Below are 23,690 nucleotides of genomic sequence, written 5' to 3'. Positions count from 1 at the left end.
CCTATTTGTTGATGAAGCCTTTGTAATGGCGTTTGATCAGTTGGCTTTCGATTTGCTTCATTGTATCCAATGCTACACCAATGATGATGAGCAATGAAGTACCGCCAATTTGCACGGAACGAGGCAAGCCCGAAAGCGAACCGAAGAATACCGGCAAAACGGATATGACTGCCAGAAACAAAGCTCCTGTCATTGTCAAACGTGACATTACTCGTGTCAAGTATTTCTCCGTGGCTTTACCCGGGCGAATTCCCGGAATATAACCGCCGTTTTTCTTCATATTGTCGGCCATTTGCTGCGGATTCATCTGTACAAAGGTATAGAAGAATGTGAAACCGATAATCATTACGACATACAAAACCATGCCCAGCGGCTTGTCATAATACAAGTAAGTGGTAATCCACTTGGCCCAAGCATGATCTGCCCAGAAACTCGCAATAATTGTCGGGAATTGCAGCAATGATACCGCAAAGATTACCGGAATAACGCCTGCCGCATTAATTTTCATCGGAATATGCGTATTCTGGCCACCGTACATTTTGTTGCCAACTACACGTTTCGCGTATTGTACCGGGATTTTCCGAATACCTTGCTGGATGTAGATAACACCAACAATAATCAGAACAATCACCAGAGCAATTATAATTGCCTTCAGAATATTCATAAACAGCTGATCTGCCTGAATAAACTGAGATTCTACAACCGTCCGAATATGTCTTGGAATACCCGCCGCAATCCCTGCGAAGATAACAATAGAGATACCGTTGCCGATTCCCTTTTCGGTAATTTGCTCACCGAGCCACATAAGGAACGTAGTTCCTGCTGTAAGCACAATGGCAATGACCAGATAATCTGCAAAAGTGGCTCCTGGAATCATCGCTGCACCGTACAGTCGATTAAAGCCAATCGACGTTCCAAATGCTTGAATCAGGCCAAGTATTACCGTACCATAACGCGTAATTTGAGCCAACTTCTTTTTACCATGCTCTCCTTGTTTAGCCCATTCCGCAAGTTTCGGAATCACGTCCATTGACAGCAACTGTACAATGATGGACGCTGTAATATATGGCATAATCCCAAGGGCGAAGATCGAAAACTGATACAATGCGCCCCCTGAGAAGGTGTTAAGGAGTCCAAACAACTCGCTTCCTGCCTGATCCTGAGAAGTAAAGACTTGCTTGTTCACGCCGGGAACCGGCACGAAGGAGCCAATACGATATACAAAGAGTATAAACAGGGTGAACAGGATTCGGGTTCTAAGATCCTCAACCCGCCATATATTTTTCAGGGTCTTGAACATTAGATCACCTCGGTTTTACCGCCGGCAGCTTCAATTTTCTCTACCGCAGATTGAGAGAACTTGTTCGCTTTAACTGTCAATTTCACAGTGATTTCACCGTTACCCAGAATTTTAATTCCGGATTTAGCGTTTTTCACAATGCCATTGTTCAGCAAAAACTCAGGGCTTACTTCTGTACCCGCTGCAAAACTGTTCAAATCTTCGATATTCAAAACCGCATACTCTTTACGAGTAGGATTTACGAAACCGCGTTTAGGCAAGCGACGATACAGTGGGTTTTGACCACCCTCGAAGCCCGGACGTACACCACCGCCGGAACGAGCGTTTTGACCTTTATGACCACGACCAGAAGTTTTACCCGTACCGCTACTAGGACCACGACCCAAACGTTTACGTTCTTTGCGGGAGCCTGGAGCTGGGGAAAGCTCATGTAACTTCATCGTTCGTTGCACCTCCTTGATTATTGTTAAAATACTTTATTTCTTAAGCCTCAATTTCTTTAACAGAAACCAAATGGCTAACTTGATTAATCATCCCGCGAATAGCTGCATTGTCGGGTTGAACTACTTTATGGTTGATTTTACGCAAGCCGAGCGTTTTAACAGTCGTTCTCTGATTACCAGGACGGCCGATCAACGAACGAACGAGGGTAATTTCTAATTTCGCCATGATATTCCCTCCTTAGCCCAGCAGCTCTTCGATGGATTTGCCGCGCAATTTTGCAACTTCTTCAGCGCGTTTCAAGCGGGACAAACCTTCCAAAGTCGCATTGACCATATTCATGGAATTCGAAGAACCCAAAGATTTTGTCAAGATATCACCTACACCAGCAAGTTCCAGTACAGCACGAACCGGACCACCAGCGATAACTCCAGTACCTTCCGATGCCGGTTTCAACAGAACCCGGCCAGCACCGAACTTACCTGTAACAAGGTGAGGAATTGTTGTTCCTACGAGTGGAACGTGAACCAGGTTTTTCTTAGCATCTTCAATACCTTTGCGAATTGCATCAGGTACTTCGCCAGCTTTACCGATTCCAGCGCCTACCCAGCCGTTGCCGTCGCCCACTACTACCAGAGCACTGAAGCTGAAACGGCGTCCGCCTTTGACAACTTTAGCTACACGATTAATATTTACTACTCTTTCAGTCAGTTCCAAAGTATTCGGATCTACACGCAAGTCGTTAACCTCCTTTTGAGAAATGTCTTAGAATTCAAGGCCTGCTTCGCGAGCTGCATCAGCCAAAGCTTGAATCCGTCCATGATACAAGTATCCACCACGGTCAAATACGATGTTAGCATGACCTTTTTCTTTCGCACGTTTAGCAACGAGTTCGCCAACTTTACGAGCTGCTTCTACACTACCGCCGTTTTTGATTTCGCTGCTTAGTTCTTTATCCATAGTGGATGCAGATACCAATGTTACACCAGCTACATCATCAATCAGTTGTGCGTAGATATGCTTGGAAGAGCGGAATACGTTCAAACGAGGACGTACAGCCGTACCTTCGATTTTCTTACGTACACGCAGATGTCTTCTGACACGTGCTTTATTTTTATCTTGTTTTGTAATCATCTCAAGTTTTCACTCCCTTCAGTTTGCCTTTTAAAACTTTATACTAAGACGCACTGGGTAAAAAAGAAGTACGAAGTCTTTCCTGCAGAAAGACCGCACAAAGTCGGTAAGAAACTTATTTCTTCTTACCGGCTTTACCTTCTTTACGAATGATGCGCTCGCCTTCGTATTTAATCCCTTTACCTTTGTACGGTTCAGGTTCACGAACGGAACGAATTTTAGCAGCGTAGGCACCTACACGCTCTTTATCAATTCCGCGAACGATGATTTTTGTGTTCGAAGGAACTTCGAATTCGATGCCCGCTTCCGGTGTGATTTCAACCGGGTGAGAGTATCCAACGTTCAGAACGATTTTATCTCCGGATTTGCTTGCACGATATCCGACCCCAACCAGCTCCAGAGATTTTGAAAACCCTTCAGTTACACCACTTACCATGTTGTTGACAACGCTGCGGGTTGTTCCATGCAAAGAGCGGTGAAGTTTGTTGTCCGAAGGACGAACTACATTAATTTCATTGTTTTCCACAGTAACGGACATGTCTTTATGAAGCTCACGAGTCAATGTTCCTTTAGGACCTTTAACTGTGATCGCTGTGTTGTTCAAAGTCACGTCAACACCACTTGGTACTGTGATTGGTTTACGACCAATACGGGACATATCTGTTGCACCTCCTATCTTTTAAACGTTATCTTACCAAACGTAGCAAACAACTTCTCCGCCGGCTTTGGACTGACGTGCTTCTTTGTCGGTCATGATACCTTTGGATGTTGAAATGATTGCGATCCCGAGTCCACCCAGTACGCGTGGAATCTCATTGCTCTTCGTGTAAACACGAAGACCTGGTTTACTGATTCTTTTCAAACCTGTAATAACACGCTCGTTGTTCGCACCGTATTTCAAGAAAATACGGATGATCCCTTGTTTGCTATCTTCAACAAATTCCGCATCACGAATGAATCCTTCACGTTTCAGGATGTCGGCGATTTGTTTTTTCATTGTAGATGCAGGCATTTCTACTGTTTCGTGACGAACTGTGTTCGCGTTACGAATACGAGTAAGCATATCTGCAATTGGATCAGACATAGTCATTGTGTATAAACCTCCTTCCCAAACAGGACTTTTTACCAGCTTGCTTTTTTCACGCCAGGAATCTGGCCTTTATAAGCTAATTCACGGAAGCAAATTCTGCAGATCTTAAACTTTTGCAGTACCGAATGTGGACGACCACAACGCTCGCAACGAGTGTAAGCACGAACTTTAAACTTTGGTGCGCGTTGTTGTTTGACTTTCATTGAAGTTTTTGCCACTTAGCCTGACACCTCCTAAATAGTTTCGGAGAACAGGGTGTCTTTAAAATCAGACGCCCGAAACGTTATGCCAACATTACTTTGCGAAAGGCATGCCCAGCTGAGTCAGAAGCTCACGGGACTCTTCGTCAGTTTTGGCAGTCGTTACGATAACGATGTCCATACCACGAACTTTATCAACTTGATCATACTCGATTTCCGGGAAGATCAACTGTTCTTTCAGACCAAGCGTGTAGTTACCACGTCCGTCGAAAGCTTTTGTCGATACACCATGGAAGTCACGTACGCGAGGAAGAGTAATGTTGAACAATTTGTCCAAGAAATAATACATACGCTCGCCACGAAGTGTTACCTTTACACCGATCGGCATGTTTTCACGCAATTTAAAACCTGCAATAGATTTTTTTGCGCGAGTGATTACTGGTTTTTGACCAGCGATCAGCTGCATGTCGTTGAGAGCTGAATCAAGTACTTTGGAGTTTTGGACTGCGTCGCCAACACCCATGTTGATTACAACTTTCTCGATTTTAGGCACTTGCATCACTGTTGTATAGTTGAACTTCTGCATCAAAGCAGGAGTGATTTCTTTCAAGAAACGTTCTTTCATTCTTGTTGTAGCCATGAATCATATACCTCCTTTCTTCAAAAAATAATTAGTCGATCACTTCGCCAGAACGTTTTGCAATGCGCACTTTTTTTCCGTTGTCCAAAACTTTGTAACCAACACGAGTTACTTTTCCGCTCTTCGGATCAATGTGCATAACGTTGGAAACGTGAATCGGAGCTTCTTTCTCGATGATGCCGCCTTGTGGATTCAGCTGATTAGGCTTTTGGTGTTTTTTAATCATGTTAACACCTTCCACAAGCACACGGTTTTGACGAGGGTAAGCAGCGATAACGCGACCTTTTTTACCTTTATCTTTACCTGTAATCACCAGAACAGTGTCGTCTTTTTTGACGTGCAGCTTGTTGTTATGGGATTCCAGAACTTTTTTCACTTTTGGCATTTCGTACACCTCCTACGGGCACATTTTAAGGTGAGTTTAGATCACTTCCGGAGCCAAGGAAACGATTTTCATGAAGTCCTTGTCACGAAGTTCGCGAGCAACTGGTCCGAAAATACGAGTACCACGTGGGCTCTTGTCTTCTTTAACGACCACTGCTGCGTTCTCGTCAAATCCGATGTAGGAACCGTCTTTACGGCGGATAGAACGTTTAGTACGAACAACAACCGCTCTTACTACATCACCCTTTTTGACAACGCCGCCTGGTGTTGCTTGTTTTACGGAACAAACGATCAGGTCACCAATTTGAGCTGTACGACGTCCCGTACCACCGAGCACACGGATACACATCAGTTCCTTCGCGCCGGAATTGTCAGCTACAGTCAAACGTGTAAATGGTTGAATCATTTATTTATCCTCCTTTCGGAAAAACTACACTACATTAGATTATAACAGCTTTTTCAACGATTTCGACCAGTCTCCAGTTTTTGTCTTTGGACAAAGGGCGAGTTTCCATGATTTTAACAGTATCACCAATTTGTGCAGTGTTGTTTTCATCATGAGCTTTGAATTTCTTAGTTACTTTAATGCGTTTATGGTAGAGATCATGTTTTTTGTAAGTTTCTACAGCAATCACAATCGTTTTATCCATTTTGTCGCTGACTACTTTACCGACTAATACTTTACGGGCATTACGTTCGCTCATTGTTGGCCTCCTTCCTAATTACAGGCGGATTTTCCACCCGGTCTGATATCTTAGCTAATCCCAAGTTCTCTTTCACGGATCACAGTTTTAGCACGAGCAATTTCCTTACGCACAGCGCCGATCCGAGTCGGGTTATCAAGCTGACCGGTAGCGAGTTGAAAACGAAGGTTGAAAAGTTCTTCTTTAAAACCGGAGATCTTTTGTTCGATTTCAGCAGTGGTTAGGTTGCGGAATTCACTAGCCTTCATTTGCTTCACCACCCAATTCTTCACGTTTCACAAACTTAGTTTTGATTGGCAGTTTGTGAGCGGCAAGACGCATTGCTTCACGAGCAATCTCTTCCGGAACACCAGCAAGTTCGAACATAATCTTGCCTGGTTTCACTACTGCAACCCATTTTTCTACGTTACCTTTACCACTACCCATACGAACCTCAAGAGGCTTCTGAGTAATTGGTTTGTCAGGGAAAATTTTAATCCAAACCTTACCACCACGTTTGATGTAACGAGTCATCGCAATACGAGCAGCTTCGATTTGACGGTTAGTAATCCATGCAGGTTCAGTAGCTTGCAAACCGTACTCACCAAAGTTCAGTGTAGTACCGCCTTTTGCACGACCCTTCATATGACCACGTTGTTGTTTACGATGTTTTACGCGTTTTGGTACCAACATGATTAGTTGCCTCCTTCCTGAGGAGCTTGTTTCTTAGCTGGAGGAAGAACCTCTCCACGATAGATCCATACTTTCACGCCAAGACGACCGTAAGTAGTATGAGCTTCCGCTGTACCATAGTCAATGTCGGCACGAAGCGTATGCAGTGGAACAGTTCCTTCGCTGTACCCTTCGGAACGAGCGATTTCGGCACCGCCAAGACGTCCGCCTACTTGAGTTTTAATTCCTTTTGCTCCGGAACGCATAGTTCTTTGAATCGCTTGTTTCAAAGCACGACGGAAAGAAACACGACGTTCCAATTGTTGTGCAATGCTTTCAGCAACCAGAATTGCGTCCAGTTCAGGATTTTTAATTTCAGAAATATTGATGTGTACCTTTTTACCGCCTGCGATTTTAGTAATTTCATTACGCAGATTTTCAACTTCAGAACCACCCTTACCGATAACCATACCTGGTTTCGCAGTGTGAATCGTTACGTTGACACGGTTAGCTGCTCTCTCGATTTCAACACGGGATACAGCGGAGTCTTTCAATCTTTTTTTCAGATGTTCACGAATTCTAACGTCTTCCAGCAAAAGATCACCGAAATCTTTGCCTGCATACCATTTGGATTCCCAATCACGGATAATACCGATTCGGAGTCCGACGGGATTTACCTTTTGGCCCACACGTTTTCCCTCCTTATTTTTCAGATACCACCAGAGTAATATGACTGGTGCGTTTGTTGATGCGGCTTGCACGACCCATTGCACGCGGGCGGAATCGTTTCATTGTAGGACCTTGGTTTACAAAAACCTGAGATACTACCAACTTATTTACGTCCAAAGAGTAGTTGTGATCTGCATTTGCAATCGCAGAATTCAACAATTTCTCAACGACTGGAGAAGCGGACTTTGGAGTGTGACGAAGAATTGCGATCGCCTCACCAACCTGCTTACCGCGAATCAAATCGATAACAAGTTTCACTTTGCGAGCAGAAATCCGCACGGATTTAGCATGTGCTTTTGCTTCCATTGAGTTTACCTCCTCTCAAACACTACGCTGTGTTGATTATCTTCTTGTTTTCTTATCGTCATCCGTATGGCCTTTGTACGTACGTGTTGGAGCGAATTCGCCCAATTTGTGTCCGACCATATCTTCTGTTACGTATACTGGTACGTGTTTACGACCATCGTATACACCAAACGTATGTCCGATAAATTGTGGGAAAATCGTAGAGCGACGGGACCAAGTTTTGATTACCACTTTTTTGTCCGACTCGTTTAAAACCTCTACTTTTTTCAACAGGTAACCATCAATGAATGGTCCTTTTTTGAGACTGCGACCCATTTATGAATCCTCCCTTCGTTAAAACGTAGTCGTTCCTTAATATGTTAACGTGCGACTTAAGCGCACGTTTTATTACTTAGTACGACGACGAACGATGTACTTATCAGATGCTTTACCTTTTTTACGCGTCTTGTAACCAAGGGTTGGTTTACCCCATGGAGACATTGGAGATTTACGTCCGATTGGAGCGCGACCTTCACCACCACCGTGTGGGTGATCGTTAGGGTTCATTACAACACCGCGAACTTCAGGACGTTGTCCCAACCAGCGACTACGACCAGCTTTACCGATTTTCACCAGTTCGTGGTCTTCGTTACCTACAGAACCGATTGTAGCGCGGCAAACTTTCAGAATGCGGCGAACTTCACCAGAAGTCAAACGAATTGTAACATACTTTTCTTCTTTACCAAGAAGTTGGGCTTCCGTACCAGCAGCACGAACGAGTTGGCCACCTTTACCCGGTTTCAATTCGATGTTGTGGATAACCGTACCTACTGGAATGTTTTCCAATGGCAAGGAGTTACCGATTTTAATATCGGAACCTGCACCGGATACCACTTCGTCTCCTACTTTCAGACCTTTAGGAGCGATGATGTAACGTTTTTCACCATCCACATAGTGGATAAGTGCGATGTTGGACGTACGGTTTGGATCATATTCGATCGTAGCAACGCGGCCCGGTATTCCATCTTTGTTACGTTTGAAGTCAATAATACGGTATTTACGTTTGTGTCCGCCGCCTTGATGACGAACTGTAATTTTACCTTGGTTATTGCGTCCAGCTTGCTTGCTCAGAGGTGCCAGCAACGATTTCTCGGGCTGATTAGTTGTAATCTCCTCGAAAGTAGATACAGACATAGCACGTCTGGCCGGGGACGTTGGTTTATACTTTTTAATTGGCACTGAGTTTCCCTCCTTACTTTACAGATTCAATTATACCGTTTCAAAAAACTCAAGCGGCTTACTGTCTTTGCTCAGCGTTACGAACGCTTTCTTCCACTCGCTCGTATAGCCGGAATGACGTCCGTAGCGTTTTGGTTTTGCAGGAACACGAAGCGTATTTACGCTACTTACTTTCACGTTAAAAATGGCTTCGATTGCTTTTTTAACTTCGACTTTGTTAGAACGAATGTCAACCTCGAAAACGTATTTCAAGTCATTCATCATACCAGCCGTACGTTCGGTGATAACCGGACGTTTGATAATATCACGAGGATCCTTCATTACGCGAGCACCTCCTCTACCTTCTGAACTGCTTCCTTCGTAATGATCAGTTTGTCGTGTCCGAGCACATCAAGAACATTAATGCCATCTGCGGCTACAAACTTCACACCAGGAATATTACGAGCGGAAAGTGCTACATTATCATCATAGCTAGGAGCTACGATCAATGCTTTACGATCAGCTTTAAGGTTATTCAAAATGGCTGCGAATTCTTTCGTTTTAGGTCCGTTCAGTGTAAGAGCGTCCAATACGATAATTTCATTCTCAATCACTTTGGATGACAACGCCGATTTGATCGCCAGACGACGAACTTTTTTAGGCAATTTGTAAGCATAGCTACGTGGAGTCGGACCGAATACAGTACCGCCACCAACCCATTGCGGTGCACGGATCGAACCTTGACGAGCGCGGCCAGTACCTTTTTGTTTCCAAGGTTTACGTCCGCCACCACGTACTTCAGAACGTCCTTTTACTTTGTGAGTACCTTGACGCAGGGAAGCCAATTGCATAACAACAGCGTCATGAAGAACGTGTTTATTCGGCTCGATGCCGAACACTGCGTCATTCAGTTCAATTTCACCAACTTGGCTGCCGCTAATATTAAATAGTGCTACTTTTGGCATTTCGTGTTCCTCCTTTCTTCAGTTGTTTATTTTTTCACCGTTTCTAATACTTTAACGAAGCTATTTTTAGGTCCTGGAATGGAACCTTTCACGAGCAATACATTACGTTCTGTATCGATCTTAACAACTTCAAGACGTTGGATCGTTACCGTTTCATGTCCCATGTGTCCTGGCAGATGTTTACCTTTAGGAACGCGGTTAGCTTGAATGGAACCCATAGAACCTGGACCTCTGTGGTAACGCGAGCCGTGTGCCATTGGTCCGCGGCTTTGTCCCCAACGTTTGATAACGCCGGCAAAACCTTTACCTTTAGAAATACCTGTTACGTCAACGAACTCGCCTTCTGTGAAGACATCAGCCTTCAGTTCTTGGCCAACCTCGTACGCAGCAAGGTCGATGCCACGAAGTTCACGAACGTAGCGCTTAGGTGCAGTATTTGCTTTTTTCGCATGTCCTGCTTCAGGTTTGTTGGATCTTTTTTCTTTTTTATCAGAGAAACCGAGTTGGATAGCTTCGTATCCATCGTTTTCCAGATCTTTCTTTTGCAGAACAACACAAGGACCTGCTTCGATAACCGTAACAGCAAGTACGTTACCTTCAGGGGTAAACACTTGAGTCATTCCGAGTTTTTTTCCTAAGATACCTTTCATGTTGACACCTCATTTCTTTTCCTAATTACATATTACAATTTAATTTCGATATCTACACCGGACGGCAGGTCCAAGCGCATCAAGGCATCCACAGTTTGTGGAGTCGGATTAACAATGTCGATCAAACGCTTGTGTGTGCGCATTTCGAACTGTTCCCGGGAATCCTTGTACTTGTGTACCGCACGGAGAATAGTAATGATTTGTTTTTCAGTTGGCAGCGGAATTGGCCCGGATACACCTGCGCCCGAACGTTTAGCTGTTTCAACAATTTTCTCAGCGGATTGATCAAGAATTCTATGATCGTAAGCTTTCAAACGAATACGAATTTTTTGCTTTGCCATTTTAGTCCCTCCTTCTATCGCCCAATTTGGTATCGGACATACTCCGTGAAAATTTTCCGACAGCCCTCCCATGGCAAAGGGGCCGGGTGTGTCAGTAACCTCTCACATCATCGCACAGTCACAAACAACATTAGTTATTATATCGAATAGTTCTGCCTATTGCAAGCAAAAACGAAAAAACAATGCATCTTATTTTCAAAGGATACAATTGTGCTCGCAGCTCGCGATTTACTCATGAGAAAAGCCCCCGCACTAGGGCGGGGGCTTCTTTAGCTCCGTTCCAATACAATGTTACTCGTTCCAGTACAATGTTGCTTTATTTAAAAGGCTAAAGCCTTCTTATTTGGAGATTGTTGCTACCGCACCAGCGCCAACTGTACGTCCACCTTCACGAATAGAGAACTTAGTTCCTTCTTCGATAGCGATTGGATTGATCAGTTGAACAGTAACTGTGATGTTATCACCAGGCATTACCATTTCGGAACCTTCTGGCAAAGTGATGATACCAGTTACGTCAGTTGTACGGAAGTAGAACTGTGGACGGTATCCAGTGAAGAAAGGTTTGTGACGTCCACCCTCTTCTTTAGTCAAAACGTAGATTTGAGCAGAGAATTCTGTATGTGGGTTAACAGAACCTGGCTTAGCCAATACTTGACCACGCTCGATTTGTGCACGATCTACACCGCGAAGCAGTGCGCCGATGTTGTCACCAGCTTGAGCGGAGTCAAGCAATTTGCGGAACATTTCTACGCCTGTTACTACGGATTTACGGGATTCTTCTTGAATACCGATGATTTCGATTTCGTCGCCCACTTTAACTGTACCACGCTCCACACGGCCAGTAGCAACTGTACCACGACCTGTGATGGAGAATACGTCCTCGACAGGCATCAAGAAAGGCTTGTCAGTGTCGCGTTCTGGAGTTGGGATGTAAGTGTCGATTATTTCGAACATTTCAACGATTTTCTTAGCATAGTCGCCCTCTGGATTTTGCAGAGCTTCACGAGCGGAACCGCGAATGATTGGAGTGTCGTCGCCTGGGAAGTCATACTCGCTCAGCAAGTCGCGAACTTCCATTTCAACCAATTCCAACAACTCTTCGTCTTCAACCATGTCGCATTTGTTCAGGAATACAACGATGTAAGGAACACCAACTTGGCGGGACAACAGGATGTGCTCGCGAGTTTGCGGCATTGGGCCGTCAGCTGCGGATACAACCAGAATCGCTCCGTCCATTTGTGCAGCGCCAGTGATCATGTTTTTAACATAGTCGGCGTGACCTGGGCAGTCAACGTGTGCATAGTGACGGTTAGGTGTTTCATATTCCACGTGTGCAGTGGAGATTGTGATACCGCGTTCGCGCTCTTCTGGAGCTTTATCGATTTGATCGAATGCTACAGCAGCACCACCGTAAGTTTTGGACAATACAGTTGTGATTGCAGCAGTCAAAGTAGTTTTACCATGATCGACGTGACCAATAGTACCGATATTAACGTGCGGTTTGTTACGTTCAAACTTAGCCTTTGCCATTTGAACAATTCCTCCTCAATAACTTGTTTTATTTTAGGCTGCCGGATGCCTTTTTGATAAAACCTTAAGCATACCGGTCAGCTGATACATTGTATTACTCGCCGCCTTTGGTTTTGGCAACGATTTCTTCAGCAATGCTCTTCGGCACTTCTTCATAATGAGAGAGTTCCATGGAGAACACGCCGCGTCCTTGTGTACCGGAACGAAGTGTAGTCGAGTATCCGAACATTTCGGACAAAGGCACCTTCGCACGAATGATTTGAGCTCCACTACGGGAATCCATACCTTCAATCCGACCACGACGGGAGTTCAACATACCCATTACGTCACCCATATATTCCTCAGGAACCGTTACTTCAACTTTCATAATCGGCTCGAGCAATACTGGTTTACATTTGTCTTTCGCTGCTTTCAGCGCCATTGATCCGGCAATTTTAAATGCCATTTCATTGGAATCGACATCATGGTATGATCCGTCCACGATTGTAGCTTTAACGTCCACAAGCGGGAAGCCTGCGATAACGCCGTTTTTCATTTGTTCCTCAATACCAGCAAGAGCAGGAGCGATATACTCTCTAGGAACAGAGCCGCCGACTACCTTACTTTCGAATTGACTACCAGTACCTGGCTCGAGCGGTTCGAACTCAACCCATACGTGACCATATTGACCACGACCACCGGACTGACGAACGAATTTACCTTCGACACGTGCTGGAGCACGGAACGTTTCACGGTAAGCAACCTGTGGTTTACCCACATTTGTTTCTACCTTGAACTCACGACGCATACGGTCAATGATGATGTCCAAGTGAAGCTCACCCATACCCGCCAAGATGGTTTGACCTGTTTCTTCGTTAGTATGAGCGCGAAGAGTTGGATCCTCTTCAGTCAACTTACCGAGAGCTACAGACATTTTGTCTTGGTCAGCTTTGGTTTTAGGCTCAACCGCGATTTCGATAACCGGATCAGGGAAGTTCATGGACTCGAGAATAACAGGACTCTTCTCATCACACAGTGTATCACCTGTACCTGTATCTTTCAAACCTACGGCAGCAGCAATATCACCAGAGTAAACTACAGTGATTTCTTGACGACTGTTCGCATGCATTTGAAGAATACGTCCGATACGTTCGCGTTTACCTTTTGTTGCATTCAATACGTAAGAACCGGATTGAAGAACACCGGAGTATACGCGGAAGAATGTCAACTTACCAACGTAAGGATCCGTCATGATTTTGAATGCCAATGCGGAGAATGGCTCTTCATCGGAAGAGTGACGTTCAACTTCCGTACCGTCTTCCAAATGGCCTTGAATACTTGGCACATCAATAGGAGCCGGCAAATAGTCTAGAACAGCATCCAACATCAGCTGAACACCTTTATTGCGGTAAGAAGATCCACAGATAACTGGGAAGATTTTAACTTCTACAACACCTTTACGGAGAGCGGCTTTAATTTCGGCAACCGAAATTTCTTCGCCTTCCAGGTATTTCATTGTCAATTCTTCGTCCAGTTCAGCAACCTTCTCGATCAATTCATTACGAAGTTCTTCAACTTGATCTTTGAATTCCGCAGGAACTTCTACTTCTTCGATATCTTGACCAAGATCATCTTTGTACATATGAGCTTTTTGTTCAACGATATCGATAATACCAGTAAAATCATTTTCTGCGCCGATTGGCAATTGAATCGCAACTGCGTTCGCTTGAAGGCGATCACGCATGTCAGAGACAACATTCAGGAAGTCGGCACCAATGATATCCATTTTGTTTACATATGCGATCCGTGGAACGCCGTAGCGATCAGCCTGTCTCCATACGGTTTCGGACTGAGGCTCAACGCCTTCTTTCGCACTGAAAACACCAACTGCTCCGTCCAATACACGAAGGGAACGTTCAACTTCAACAGTGAAGTCAACGTGCCCCGGGGTGTCGATGATATTGACGCGGTGACCTTTCCAGGCAGCGGTCGTCGCAGCGGAAGTAATCGTGATTCCGCGCTCTTGTTCTTGTTCCATCCAGTCCATTGTCGCAGCGCCTTCGTGAACTTCACCGATTTTGTGCGTACGGCCTGTGTAGAACAAGATCCGCTCTGTTGTTGTGGTTTTACCCGCGTCAATATGAGCCATGATCCCGATATTACGTGTATTTTTCAAGGAGAACTCTCTTGCCATGAAATGGGTCTCCCTTCAAAATTGAAGTTATTTTTTTGAGCTGAATCCTACCAACGATAGTGAGCAAACGCTTTGTTCGCTTCAGCCATTTTGTGCGTGTCTTCACGTTTTTTCACGGAAGCGCCTGTGTTGTTGGAAGCATCAATAATTTCAGCCGCCAAACGCTCTTCCATGGTTTTCTCACCGCGGTTGCGGGAGTAGTTTACGAGCCAACGTAATCCCAGGGACGTACGTCTTTCTGGTTTTACCTCGATTGGTACTTGGTAGTTGGCACCGCCGACACGGCGTGCTTTAACTTCCAGGACTGGCATGATATTCTTGATAGCTGCTTCAAAAACTTCCATCGGGTCATTCCCCGTACGTTCTTGGATAAGCTTGAACGCATTGTACAGAATGCTTTGAGCAACGCCTCGTTTTCCGTCGAGCATGATGCGGTTGATCAAGCGGGTAACCAACTTGCTGTTGTATACCGGATCTGGCAACACGTCTCTTTTGGTAACTGGACCTTTGCGTGGCATGGATATCCCCCTTTCTTACATGTTAAACCGACATACGCGGTTTATATTCATTAGGATTTTTTAGCTTTAGGGCGTTTTGCGCCGTATTTGGAACGAGCTTGCATGCGGTTGTTCACGCCTGCAGTATCCAAAGCACCGCGAACGATATGGTAACGCACACCCGGAAGGTCTTTTACACGACCGCCGCGAATCAGCACTACGCTGTGTTCTTGAAGGTTATGTCCAATACCTGGAATGTAAGCAGTCACCTCTACACGGTTCGTCAAGCGAACACGAGCATATTTACGAAGTGCGGAGTTTGGTTTTTTCGGAGTCATAGTACCTACACGAGTGCACACTCCGCGTTTTTGCGGGGCACTGATGTCGGTAGCTTCACGTTTCAAGGCATTAAAACCTTTTTGCAAAGCCGGTGATTTCGATTTCTCGATTTTGGCTTGACGTCCTTTACGAACCAGTTGGTTAATAGTTGGCATGTTGGTTGCCACCCCCTTCCTCAATTTTTGCTGTTACTTTACAAACCTTATCTAAGCCCACAGACCCAGGCGGTTCATAAAAGAACAAATGAAAAGTCTTTGCCGCCAAGAATAACAATATTCCTTAGACAAAAACGTTCCTTACCCTATTGTTTTACGATAGCAGCCATTGCGGCTCCCACTTCAATCCCACATGCAGCTCCGAGATTTTTCATTGTGTCTACGAGAGTCACCTTGACTCCTTGCTTGTTGCACAAAGCAATGATGTTGGAAGTGAGACGCTGATCTGCGTCTTCTGCCACATATACTTCTGAGGCAAAGCCCAATTCTACCATACGAATGGTTTGTTTGGTACCGATTTTGACATGAGCATCTTGCAGTCCTTGTTCTTTAGACATATCTCATTCCTCCGAAAAGACCCAATAGCATATAGGCTGCTCACGCACCTTTGCTATATTAGCATTGACTATAAGTAATGTCAAGACAATTATAAACTATAATTAATTTAAACAGTATAGTACGATTCATTTTTGAAAAAAACACCGGAGCACCGTCTGCTGTAGCTTTTATGCAAAGCTTATGTCTACGGTGTTCCGGCAATCATACTATTTTTATATTACTCGGCCGAAATTGGTTCGAGCTCCTCAGATGGAGACTGCCCCTCTTCCGGTTGAGCAAATTTCACGCTACGGTAACGGTTCATACCTGTTCCCGCAGGAATCAATTTACCAATAATTACATTCTCTTTCAGTCCAAGCAACTGATCGACCTTGCCTTTAATAGCTGCATCAGTCAAGACACGGGTAGTTTCCTGGAAGGATGCTGCTGACAAGAAGGAGTCAGTTTCCAGAGATGCCTTGGTAATACCGAGCAGTACCGGCTTGGCTACCGCTGGTTCTTGGCCGCTGAGAATCGCTATCTTGTTTGCATTTTCATACTCATGGACATCAACAAAGGAGCCTGGAAGTAAGATCGTGTCGCCCGCATCAATGATACGGATTTTACGCAACATTTGACGAATCATAACTTCTACGTGCTTGTCGTTGATTTCTACGCCCTGGTTCCGGTATACACGTTGAACTTCCTGAAGGATATAGTTCTGCACCCCTCGAATACCTTTAATACGCAGCATTTCTTTAGGATCAATCGAACCATCTGTCAGTTCGTCCCCAGCTTCAACAGTCATACCTTCGCTTACGCGTAGGCGGGAACCATACGTTACTGAATATGTTTTCGTTTCGGCTTCACCCTGAATGTCGATCTCACGGCGATCTTTACCTTCACGAACTTCTTTAACTGTACCGTCAATTTCACTAATAGTTGCCTGACCTTTAGGATTACGTGCTTCAAAAAGCTCCTGGATACGAGGCAAACCTTGTGTAATATCGTCACCCGCTACGCCGCCTGTGTGGAACGTACGCATAGTAAGCTGTGTTCCTGGCTCACCAATGGATTGTGCAGCGATGATACCAACTGCTTCACCAATCTCAACGTGTTTACCAGTAGCCAGATTACGACCGTAGCATTTCTTGCAGACGCCATGTTTAGCACGGCAACTTAATACAGAACGAATTTGAACTTTGTGTACACCAGCCTTAACAATCGCTTCAGCTTTGTCGGAGTCAATCAGTTCGTTACGTCTAGCCAAAATCTCGCCAGTCTCAGGATGACGCACCGTTTCAAAGCAATAGCGACCTTCCAGACGGTCATAAAGATCCTCAATTACTTCTTTACCGTCCTGGATACGACTTACTGTGAAGCCTTTATCCGTTCCGCAGTCTTCTTCGCGCACGATAACATCCTGTGCCACATCTACGAGACGACGAGTCAGGTAACCGGAGTCAGCCGTACGAAGGGCTGTATCCGCCAAACCTTTACGCGCTCCGTGAGTGGAGATGAAGTACTCGAGTACTGTCAGACCTTCACGGAAGTTTGATTTGATTGGGAGTTCGATAATACGCCCGGATGGATTGGCCATCAGACCACGCATACCGCCGAGCTGAGTAATCTGTGATTTGTTACCCCGCGCTTTGGAGTCAACCATCATCATGATGGAGTTATAGCGATCCATGGACTTCATCAATACTTCGGTAATATCATCTTTCGCTTTAGACCAAATGTCGATAATCCGGTCATAGCGTTCTTCATTCGTAATCAGACCACGACGGTACTGATTCGTCACAACTTGCGCTTTATCTTCGGAGCCCTTAAGAATCTCTTGTTTTTCCACCGGCACGATTACGTCCGATACTGCAACAGTTACCCCTGCACGAGTGGAATACGTAAAGCCAAGCTGCTTAATTTTATCCAAAATTACAGCTGTTTCTGTTGTATGGTAAGTCTCAAAACAACGGGCAATGATATTACCAAGGTAATCCTTGCCTACCCCGTTAGCTTGCGGAGCGTTTTGAATAGCTTCTGTAAGATTTACACCCTTCTCGTAAACAAAGAACTCCTCCGCAGTACCATAAAGCAGGTTCGCACGGGTTGCATCATTGATGTACGGGAAGCTTGCCGGGAAAATTTCATTAAAGATAATTTTACCAACCGTTGTAATCAACATTGCTTCTTGTTGTTTTTCCGTAAAGCTCGTTTTATTCAAAGCTTTAACCGGAATGGCTACACGAGCATGAAGACCAGCTGTACCACGTTGGTAAGCCGATATAGCTTCATTCATGTTGCGAAGGATCATATTGCTTCCTTCTTCTTCTTTGTTATCCATAGTCAGATAGAAGGAACCAAGAACCATATCCTGGGAAGGAGTAACAACTGGCTTGCCGTCTTTCGGATTCAAGATGTTGCCGGATGCCAGCATAAGCAAACGAGCTTCAGCTTGAGCTTCAGCAGACAATGGAACGTGAACAGCCATTTGGTCACCGTCAAAGTCGGCATTATATGCAGTACATACGAGCGGATGCAGACGAATCGCACGACCTTCAACCAAAATCGGTTCAAACGCCTGGATACCGAGTCTATGCAGCGTAGGGGCACGGTTCAAAAGAACTGGATGCTCCTTGATTACTTCTTCCAGCACATCCCATACTTCTGCACTTACACGCTCTACTTTACGTTTCGCGCTCTTGATATTGTGCGCCAAACCTTTGTTCACCAGTTCTTTCATAACAAAAGGTTTGAACAGTTCCAGTGCCATTTCTTTTGGCAAACCGCATTGATACATTTTCAAGTACGGACCTACAACGATAACGGAACGACCAGAGTAGTCAACACGTTTTCCGAGCAAGTTCTGACGAAAACGTCCCTGTTTACCTTTCAGCATGTGGCTGAGGGATTTCAAAGGACGATTACCTGGACCTGTAACAGGACGACCACGACGACCATTATCAATCAAGGCGTCAACAGCTTCCTGCAACATCCGTTTTTCATTTTGTACGATAATATCTGGCGCACCTAGATCTAACAGACGTTTCAGACGGTTATTACGGTTAATAACACGACGATACAAGTCGTTAAGGTCAGAGGTAGCGAAACGACCACCATCCAACTGTACCATTGGACGAAGCTCAGGAGGAATAACAGGAAGTACGTCCATGATCATCCAATCCGGCTGGTTGCCGGAGTTACGGAATGCCTCAATAACTTCAAGGCGTTTGATCGCACGGTTACGACGTTGTCCTTGAGCTGTACGTAGCTCTTCTTTCAAGAATTCTAACTCTTTGTCTATATCCAAATCTTGAAGAAGCTTTTTAACTGCTTCAGCACCCATACCTGCCTGGAAGCCATAGCCGTATTTCTCACGGTAGCTACGGTATTCTTTCTCGGACAGGAGTTGCTTTTTCTCCAAAGGCGTATCTCCTGGATCGGTTACAACATAAGATGCGAAGTAAATGATCTCTTCCAGAGATCTTGGAGACATATCAAGAGCAAGACCCATACGACTTGGAATGCCTTTAAAGTACCAAATGTGCGATACAGGAGCAGCCAACTCAATATGGCCCATACGCTCACGGCGCACCTTAGCGCGAGTAACTTCTACTCCACAACGGTCACAGACAACACCTTTATAGCGTACACGTTTGTACTTACCGCAATGACATTCCCAGTCTTTCGTAGGTCCGAAAATTTTCTCGCAAAATAGTCCTTCTTTTTCCGGTTTAAGCGTACGATAGTTAATCGTCTCCGGTTTTTTGACTTCTCCGCGGGACCAAGAACGAATCTTTTCGGGGGAAGCAAGCCCGATTTTCATATATTCGAAATTGTTAACGTCCAACAAGGAGCAACCCTCCTTAACCAAATCCTGAGTTTTTAGGTTTGATACCGCCCAGCAGCACCGGGCGGTATCAAGAAACCTGATCCATCCTAGAATGGATCAAGGTATATAACAAAGCTGATATGAGTCAGTCAGCAGTCAAACTACTCTACGCCAACCTCAGAGCCTTCTAGATTCAAACTCAGCTTATCGCCGGTTGTGTCATCCTCATCATCAAGCTCTCTCATTTCGATCTCTTGTTCATCTTCAGACAGAATCTTCACGTCCATACCCAAGCTTTGCAGCTCTTTGATCAAGACCTTAAATGATTCTGGAACACCCGGTTCAGGTACATTTTCACCTTTGACAATGGATTCGTAAGTTTTAACACGTCCAACCACATCGTCAGACTTCACAGTCAAAATTTCCTGAAGCGTGTACGCTGCGCCGTAGGCTTCCAATGCCCATACTTCCATCTCCCCGAAGCGTTGTCCACCGAATTGAGCTTTACCACCCAATGGTTGTTGCGTAACGAGAGAGTAAGGACCTGTAGAACGAGCATGGATTTTATCATCGACCATGTGCGCCAGTTTGATCATGTGCATGACACCGACAGTAACTTCACGTTCAAAACGGTCACCTGTACGTCCGTCATACAACACAGTCTTACCATTACGCTGCATGCCTGCCTCTTCCATCGTATCAAATACGTCATACTCCTTGGCACCATCGAATACTGGAGTTGCCACATGAATACCAAGACGCATTGCAGCCATACCCAAATGGACTTCAAGTACCTGCCCGATGTTCATCCGTGAAGGTACGCCCAGCGGGTTTAGAACGACCTGTACTGGTGTGCCATCTGGCAGGAACGGCATATCTTCTTCAGGCAAAATACGAGCAACGACACCCTTGTTACCGTGACGTCCAGCCATTTTATCGCCTTCGGAGATTTTACGTTTTTGAGCAATATATACACGAACCAACTGATTTACACCCGGTGGCAGTTCATCACCATTTTCACGTGTAAACACCTTTACATCTACAACAATCCCGTCTGTTCCGTGAGGAACTCTCAAAGAAGTATCGCGAACCTCGCGTGCCTTCTCACCAAAGATTGCGTGTAAGAGACGTTCTTCAGCTGTCAATTCAGTCACACCTTTAGGTGTTACTTTACCAACGAGAATGTCACCTGCACCGATTTCGGCACCAATACGAATGATTCCACGCTCATCCAAGTTGCGAAGCGCTTCTTCACCGACATTTGGAATGTCGCGGGTGATTTCTTCAGGACCAAGTTTCGTGTCACGAGCCTCGGATTCGTATTCCTCAATATGGATCGAGGTGTATACATCTTCCTTAACCAGTTTCTCACTCAGCAGGATCGCATCCTCGTAGTTGTAACCTTCCCAAGTCATGAAGGCAACGACAACGTTACGTCCCAACGCCAACTCACCCATCTCTGTAGATGGACCATCCGCAAGAATATCGCCAACTTTGACAATATCTCCTCTGTTCACAATCGGACGTTGGTTGATGCAAGTTCCTTGGTTAGATCGCATAAATTTGTGTAATTTATACTTAACAATGTCGCCCTTCACTTCAGCGCCATCTACAGTTTCGATACGACGCAACCAAATTTCGTTAGCCGAAGAACGTTCGATAACTCCGTTGTATTTGGATACAACGCAAACACCGGAATCTTTCGCAGACTTATGCTCCATTCCTGTTCCGACTAATGGAGACTTCGGAATCAGAAGCGGGACAGCCTGACGCTGCATGTTGGAACCCATCAATGCGCGGTTAGAGTCATCATTCTCCAGAAACGGAATCAGTGCTGTCGCAACTGATACGACCTGTTTTGGCGATACGTCCATGTAATCGACACGGCTACTAGCCATCGGAATAATGTTATCAGACTGTTTGTTATAACGGACAATGACGACCTCATCCTTAAAGGTGTTTTCCTCCGTCAATTCCGCGTTCGCCTGAGCTACGATGTAGTTATCTTCTTCATCAGCAGTCAGGTAATCAATCTGGTCTGTAACTTTTCCGGTTTTTGGATCTACCCAACGATAAGGAGCTTCGATAAATCCGTATTCATTGATGCGTGCAAAAGTGGACAAAGAGTTGATCAAACCAATGTTTGGTCCCTCTGGTGTCTCGATAGGACACATACGGCCGTAGTGACTCGGATGGACGTCACGCACTTCCATGCCCGCGCGTTCGCGCGTCAAACCGCCGGGTCCGAGTGCGGACAGACGACGTTTGTGCGTTAATTCAGCAAGCGGGTTCGTCTGATCCATAAACTGAGACAGCTGCGAGCTACCAAAGAACTCTTTAATCGAAGCAATTACCGGACGTATGTTAATCAACGCTTGTGGTGTAATTACATTAGCATCCTGAATCGACATTCTTTCACGCACCACGCGTTCCATACGGGACAATCCGATACGGAACTGGTTTTGAAGCAACTCACCTACAGAACGCAAACGACGGTTACCCAAATGGTCAATATCGTCCGTACTTCCGATTCCGTGAAGCAAGTTAATAAAATAACTGATGGAGGAAATAATATCGGCAGGCGTAATATTCTTAACCGATTTATCAATATTTCCGTTAGCAATCAGTTTTACTACTTTACCATCCTCAATTGGTGAGAATACATCGATCGTTTGAAGTGGAATATCATTGCTTTCCAGCACACCACTCGCAACATGATACGTACGATGTCCTACTGATTCCTCCAGTTGGGCCAAAATCTCGTCCAACAGGCGGCGATCCACCATTTGTCCGGCTTCAGCAATGATTTCACCAGTTGTTGTATCAATCAAAGTCTCAGCAAGTCTTTGATTGAATAGGCGGTTTTTGATGTGAAGCTTTTTATTGATTTTGTAACGGCCTACGTTAGCCAGATCATATCGTTTTGGATCAAAGAAGCGCGCAACTAGCAAGCTCTTTGCGTTATCCAGTGTAGGCGGCTCACCCGGACGAAGACGCTCATAAATTTCAATCAGCGCTTTTTCCGTGGAATCCGTGTTGTCTTTATCAAGTGTGTTGCGGATATATTCGTCATTGCCGAGCAAATCCAGAATCTCAGCATCAGTGCCAAAGCCCAGCGCACGCAGCAACACCGTAACCGGAATTTTACGGGTACGGTCAATCCGGACATAGATAATATCCTTCGCATCCATCTCCAGTTCGAGCCAAGCCCCCCGGTTAGGAATTACCGTTGCGGTGTATGTTGTTTTCGCATTCTTGTCGACTTTTGTGCTGAAATAGACGCTGGGAGAGCGAACCAACTGGCTGACAATAACCCGTTCCGCACCGTTAATAATAAACGTACCCGTTTCAGTCATCAGCGGGAAGTCTCCCATGAATACTTCCTGCTCTTTCACTTCCCCGGTTTCTTTATTAATAAGCCGGACTTTTACCCGAAGCGGTGCTGCATACGTAACGTCGCGTTCCTTTGCGTCGTCAACGGTATATTTGGGTTCTCCGAGAGAATAGTCGATAAACTCCAGAATCAGATTTCCAGTGAAATCCTGAATTGGAGAAATATCCCGAAACATTTCCCGTAATCCTTCCTCCAAAAACCAATCATAGGATTTTTGTTGGATCTCAATCAGGTTCGGAACCTCGAGTACCTCATTAATACGTGCATAACTGCGCCGAGTGCGTCGACCATATTGAACAAGATGTCCTGCCAACTTAAACTCACCCCTCATGTCTACTCACTTTAAAAATACATTGCGAACCTCTGTTTGTGACCTTATAATAAGACACAGACAGAAGATTCAATCTTACAAATACAGAAAAGCCCTTACTCGAATGCATTCGAAAAAAGAGCACCGTATCTGCAGAATCCTCTTACCGGAAGATCTTCATCACTTGTAGATTTGCCCAAAATGGTTGTATTATACGTAATAGAGAGAAATACTATACCTACTACGCATAAATCTATTGACATTTCAATAAACTAAAGCCATGGAGGGCATCCTAATACTGACATTTTATAATAATATCACAGACCAGGATTCAAGTCAATGGTCCTATT

Annotated in this window: 29 protein-coding genes; all 29 read right to left on the bottom strand. The window is 45.0% G+C overall.

Going from position 1 to position 23,690, the window contains the following annotated elements; all coding sequences use genetic code 11:
* Position 1 precedes the first annotated feature (1 nt).
* A complete protein-coding gene (secY, locus tag AC5ELV_RS25080; protein ID WP_061831397.1) occupies positions 2-1,300 on the bottom strand; it encodes a preprotein translocase subunit SecY in 1,299 nt (432 codons plus the stop codon).
* Entirely contained in the window at positions 1,300-1,740 is a 441-nt protein-coding gene (gene rplO, locus AC5ELV_RS25075; RefSeq protein WP_013312149.1) for a 50S ribosomal protein L15, read from the bottom strand. The genes secY and rplO overlap by 1 nt, the downstream gene beginning before the upstream one ends.
* 43 nt (positions 1,741-1,783) lie before the next feature.
* Entirely contained in the window at positions 1,784-1,969 is a 186-nt protein-coding gene (gene rpmD / locus AC5ELV_RS25070) for a 50S ribosomal protein L30 (protein WP_013312150.1), read from the bottom strand.
* Positions 1,970-1,981: 12 nt separating this feature from the next.
* On the bottom strand, positions 1,982-2,479 hold the full coding sequence (gene rpsE / locus AC5ELV_RS25065; protein ID WP_013312151.1) for a 30S ribosomal protein S5: 498 nt from the start codon (positions 2,477-2,479) through the stop codon (positions 1,982-1,984).
* Positions 2,480-2,506: 27 nt separating this feature from the next.
* Entirely contained in the window at positions 2,507-2,875 is a 369-nt protein-coding gene (gene rplR / locus AC5ELV_RS25060; RefSeq protein WP_007432568.1) for a 50S ribosomal protein L18, read from the bottom strand.
* A 115-nt stretch (positions 2,876-2,990) separates the two neighbouring features.
* The gene (gene rplF, locus AC5ELV_RS25055) at positions 2,991-3,533 is read right to left on the bottom strand and encodes a 50S ribosomal protein L6 (protein ID WP_013312152.1); all 543 of its coding nucleotides are present in this window, start codon (positions 3,531-3,533) and stop codon (positions 2,991-2,993) included.
* A gap of 33 nt (positions 3,534-3,566) precedes the next feature.
* Positions 3,567-3,965: a 30S ribosomal protein S8 gene (rpsH, locus tag AC5ELV_RS25050; protein ID WP_007432570.1), complete on the bottom strand. Its 399-nt coding sequence runs from the start codon at positions 3,963-3,965 to the stop codon at positions 3,567-3,569.
* A 32-nt stretch (positions 3,966-3,997) separates the two neighbouring features.
* Positions 3,998-4,183 carry a type Z 30S ribosomal protein S14 gene (locus tag AC5ELV_RS25045; RefSeq protein WP_010348808.1) on the bottom strand — a complete coding sequence of 62 codons (186 nt, stop codon included), beginning with the start codon at positions 4,181-4,183 and terminating at the stop codon, positions 3,998-4,000.
* A 76-nt stretch (positions 4,184-4,259) separates the two neighbouring features.
* Complete coding sequence (rplE, locus tag AC5ELV_RS25040) at positions 4,260-4,805, bottom strand: 50S ribosomal protein L5 (RefSeq protein WP_007432571.1); 546 nt, start codon at positions 4,803-4,805, stop codon at positions 4,260-4,262.
* A 31-nt stretch (positions 4,806-4,836) separates the two neighbouring features.
* Positions 4,837-5,190, bottom strand: coding sequence for a 50S ribosomal protein L24 (gene rplX / locus AC5ELV_RS25035; RefSeq protein WP_013312155.1), 354 nt, complete (start codon positions 5,188-5,190; stop codon positions 4,837-4,839).
* A 36-nt stretch (positions 5,191-5,226) separates the two neighbouring features.
* Complete coding sequence (rplN, locus tag AC5ELV_RS25030) at positions 5,227-5,595, bottom strand: 50S ribosomal protein L14 (protein ID WP_007432573.1); 369 nt, start codon at positions 5,593-5,595, stop codon at positions 5,227-5,229.
* A gap of 34 nt (positions 5,596-5,629) precedes the next feature.
* A complete protein-coding gene (gene rpsQ, locus AC5ELV_RS25025) occupies positions 5,630-5,893 on the bottom strand; it encodes a 30S ribosomal protein S17 (protein ID WP_007432574.1) in 264 nt (87 codons plus the stop codon).
* Between the two features lie 50 nt (positions 5,894-5,943).
* Entirely contained in the window at positions 5,944-6,141 is a 198-nt protein-coding gene (gene rpmC, locus AC5ELV_RS25020) for a 50S ribosomal protein L29 (RefSeq protein ID WP_007432575.1), read from the bottom strand.
* The gene (gene rplP, locus AC5ELV_RS25015; protein ID WP_007432576.1) at positions 6,131-6,565 is read right to left on the bottom strand and encodes a 50S ribosomal protein L16; all 435 of its coding nucleotides are present in this window, start codon (positions 6,563-6,565) and stop codon (positions 6,131-6,133) included. The genes rpmC and rplP overlap by 11 nt, the downstream gene beginning before the upstream one ends.
* A 2-nt stretch (positions 6,566-6,567) precedes the next feature.
* Positions 6,568-7,233 (bottom strand): 30S ribosomal protein S3, encoded by a 666-nt coding sequence (gene rpsC, locus AC5ELV_RS25010; RefSeq protein WP_013312156.1) that lies wholly within the window; start codon positions 7,231-7,233, stop codon positions 6,568-6,570.
* A gap of 13 nt (positions 7,234-7,246) precedes the next feature.
* Positions 7,247-7,579 (bottom strand): 50S ribosomal protein L22, encoded by a 333-nt coding sequence (gene rplV, locus AC5ELV_RS25005; RefSeq protein WP_013312157.1) that lies wholly within the window; start codon positions 7,577-7,579, stop codon positions 7,247-7,249.
* 36 nt (positions 7,580-7,615) lie between these two features.
* A complete protein-coding gene (gene rpsS / locus AC5ELV_RS25000; protein WP_007432579.1) occupies positions 7,616-7,894 on the bottom strand; it encodes a 30S ribosomal protein S19 in 279 nt (92 codons plus the stop codon).
* Between the two features lie 72 nt (positions 7,895-7,966).
* Positions 7,967-8,797, bottom strand: coding sequence for a 50S ribosomal protein L2 (rplB, locus tag AC5ELV_RS24995; protein WP_013312158.1), 831 nt, complete (start codon positions 8,795-8,797; stop codon positions 7,967-7,969).
* Between the two features lie 30 nt (positions 8,798-8,827).
* Positions 8,828-9,118, bottom strand: coding sequence for a 50S ribosomal protein L23 (gene rplW, locus AC5ELV_RS24990; RefSeq protein WP_014278314.1), 291 nt, complete (start codon positions 9,116-9,118; stop codon positions 8,828-8,830).
* Entirely contained in the window at positions 9,118-9,741 is a 624-nt protein-coding gene (gene rplD, locus AC5ELV_RS24985) for a 50S ribosomal protein L4 (RefSeq protein WP_013312160.1), read from the bottom strand. Before rplD ends, rplW begins: the two co-directional genes overlap by 1 nt.
* 26 nt (positions 9,742-9,767) lie before the next feature.
* Positions 9,768-10,391, bottom strand: a complete 624-nt coding sequence (gene rplC / locus AC5ELV_RS24980; RefSeq protein ID WP_013312161.1) for a 50S ribosomal protein L3 — start codon at positions 10,389-10,391, stop codon at positions 9,768-9,770.
* Between the two features lie 32 nt (positions 10,392-10,423).
* Positions 10,424-10,732 carry a 30S ribosomal protein S10 gene (rpsJ, locus tag AC5ELV_RS24975; protein WP_005544556.1) on the bottom strand — a complete coding sequence of 103 codons (309 nt, stop codon included), beginning with the start codon at positions 10,730-10,732 and terminating at the stop codon, positions 10,424-10,426.
* Positions 10,733-11,071: 339 nt separating this feature from the next.
* Positions 11,072-12,262, bottom strand: a complete 1,191-nt coding sequence (tuf, locus tag AC5ELV_RS24970) for an elongation factor Tu (protein ID WP_013312162.1) — start codon at positions 12,260-12,262, stop codon at positions 11,072-11,074.
* 94 nt (positions 12,263-12,356) lie between these two features.
* Positions 12,357-14,435, bottom strand: a complete 2,079-nt coding sequence (fusA, locus tag AC5ELV_RS24965) for an elongation factor G (protein ID WP_029514491.1) — start codon at positions 14,433-14,435, stop codon at positions 12,357-12,359.
* A 47-nt stretch (positions 14,436-14,482) separates the two neighbouring features.
* Complete coding sequence (rpsG, locus tag AC5ELV_RS24960) at positions 14,483-14,953, bottom strand: 30S ribosomal protein S7 (protein ID WP_007432586.1); 471 nt, start codon at positions 14,951-14,953, stop codon at positions 14,483-14,485.
* Positions 14,954-15,003: 50 nt separating this feature from the next.
* The gene (gene rpsL, locus AC5ELV_RS24955) at positions 15,004-15,426 is read right to left on the bottom strand and encodes a 30S ribosomal protein S12 (protein ID WP_007432587.1); all 423 of its coding nucleotides are present in this window, start codon (positions 15,424-15,426) and stop codon (positions 15,004-15,006) included.
* Positions 15,427-15,572: 146 nt separating this feature from the next.
* Entirely contained in the window at positions 15,573-15,824 is a 252-nt protein-coding gene (locus tag AC5ELV_RS24950) for a ribosomal L7Ae/L30e/S12e/Gadd45 family protein (RefSeq protein ID WP_007432588.1), read from the bottom strand.
* Between the two features lie 218 nt (positions 15,825-16,042).
* The gene (gene rpoC / locus AC5ELV_RS24945; RefSeq protein WP_013312165.1) at positions 16,043-19,657 is read right to left on the bottom strand and encodes a DNA-directed RNA polymerase subunit beta'; all 3,615 of its coding nucleotides are present in this window, start codon (positions 19,655-19,657) and stop codon (positions 16,043-16,045) included.
* Between the two features lie 140 nt (positions 19,658-19,797).
* Positions 19,798-23,343, bottom strand: a complete 3,546-nt coding sequence (gene rpoB, locus AC5ELV_RS24940) for a DNA-directed RNA polymerase subunit beta (protein WP_061831396.1) — start codon at positions 23,341-23,343, stop codon at positions 19,798-19,800.
* Positions 23,344-23,690: the final 347 nt, after the last annotated feature.

It is taken from the genome of Paenibacillus sp. NMA1017 (assembly GCF_058895805.1).
This window is presented reverse-complemented; position numbering and strand designations above follow the sequence as displayed.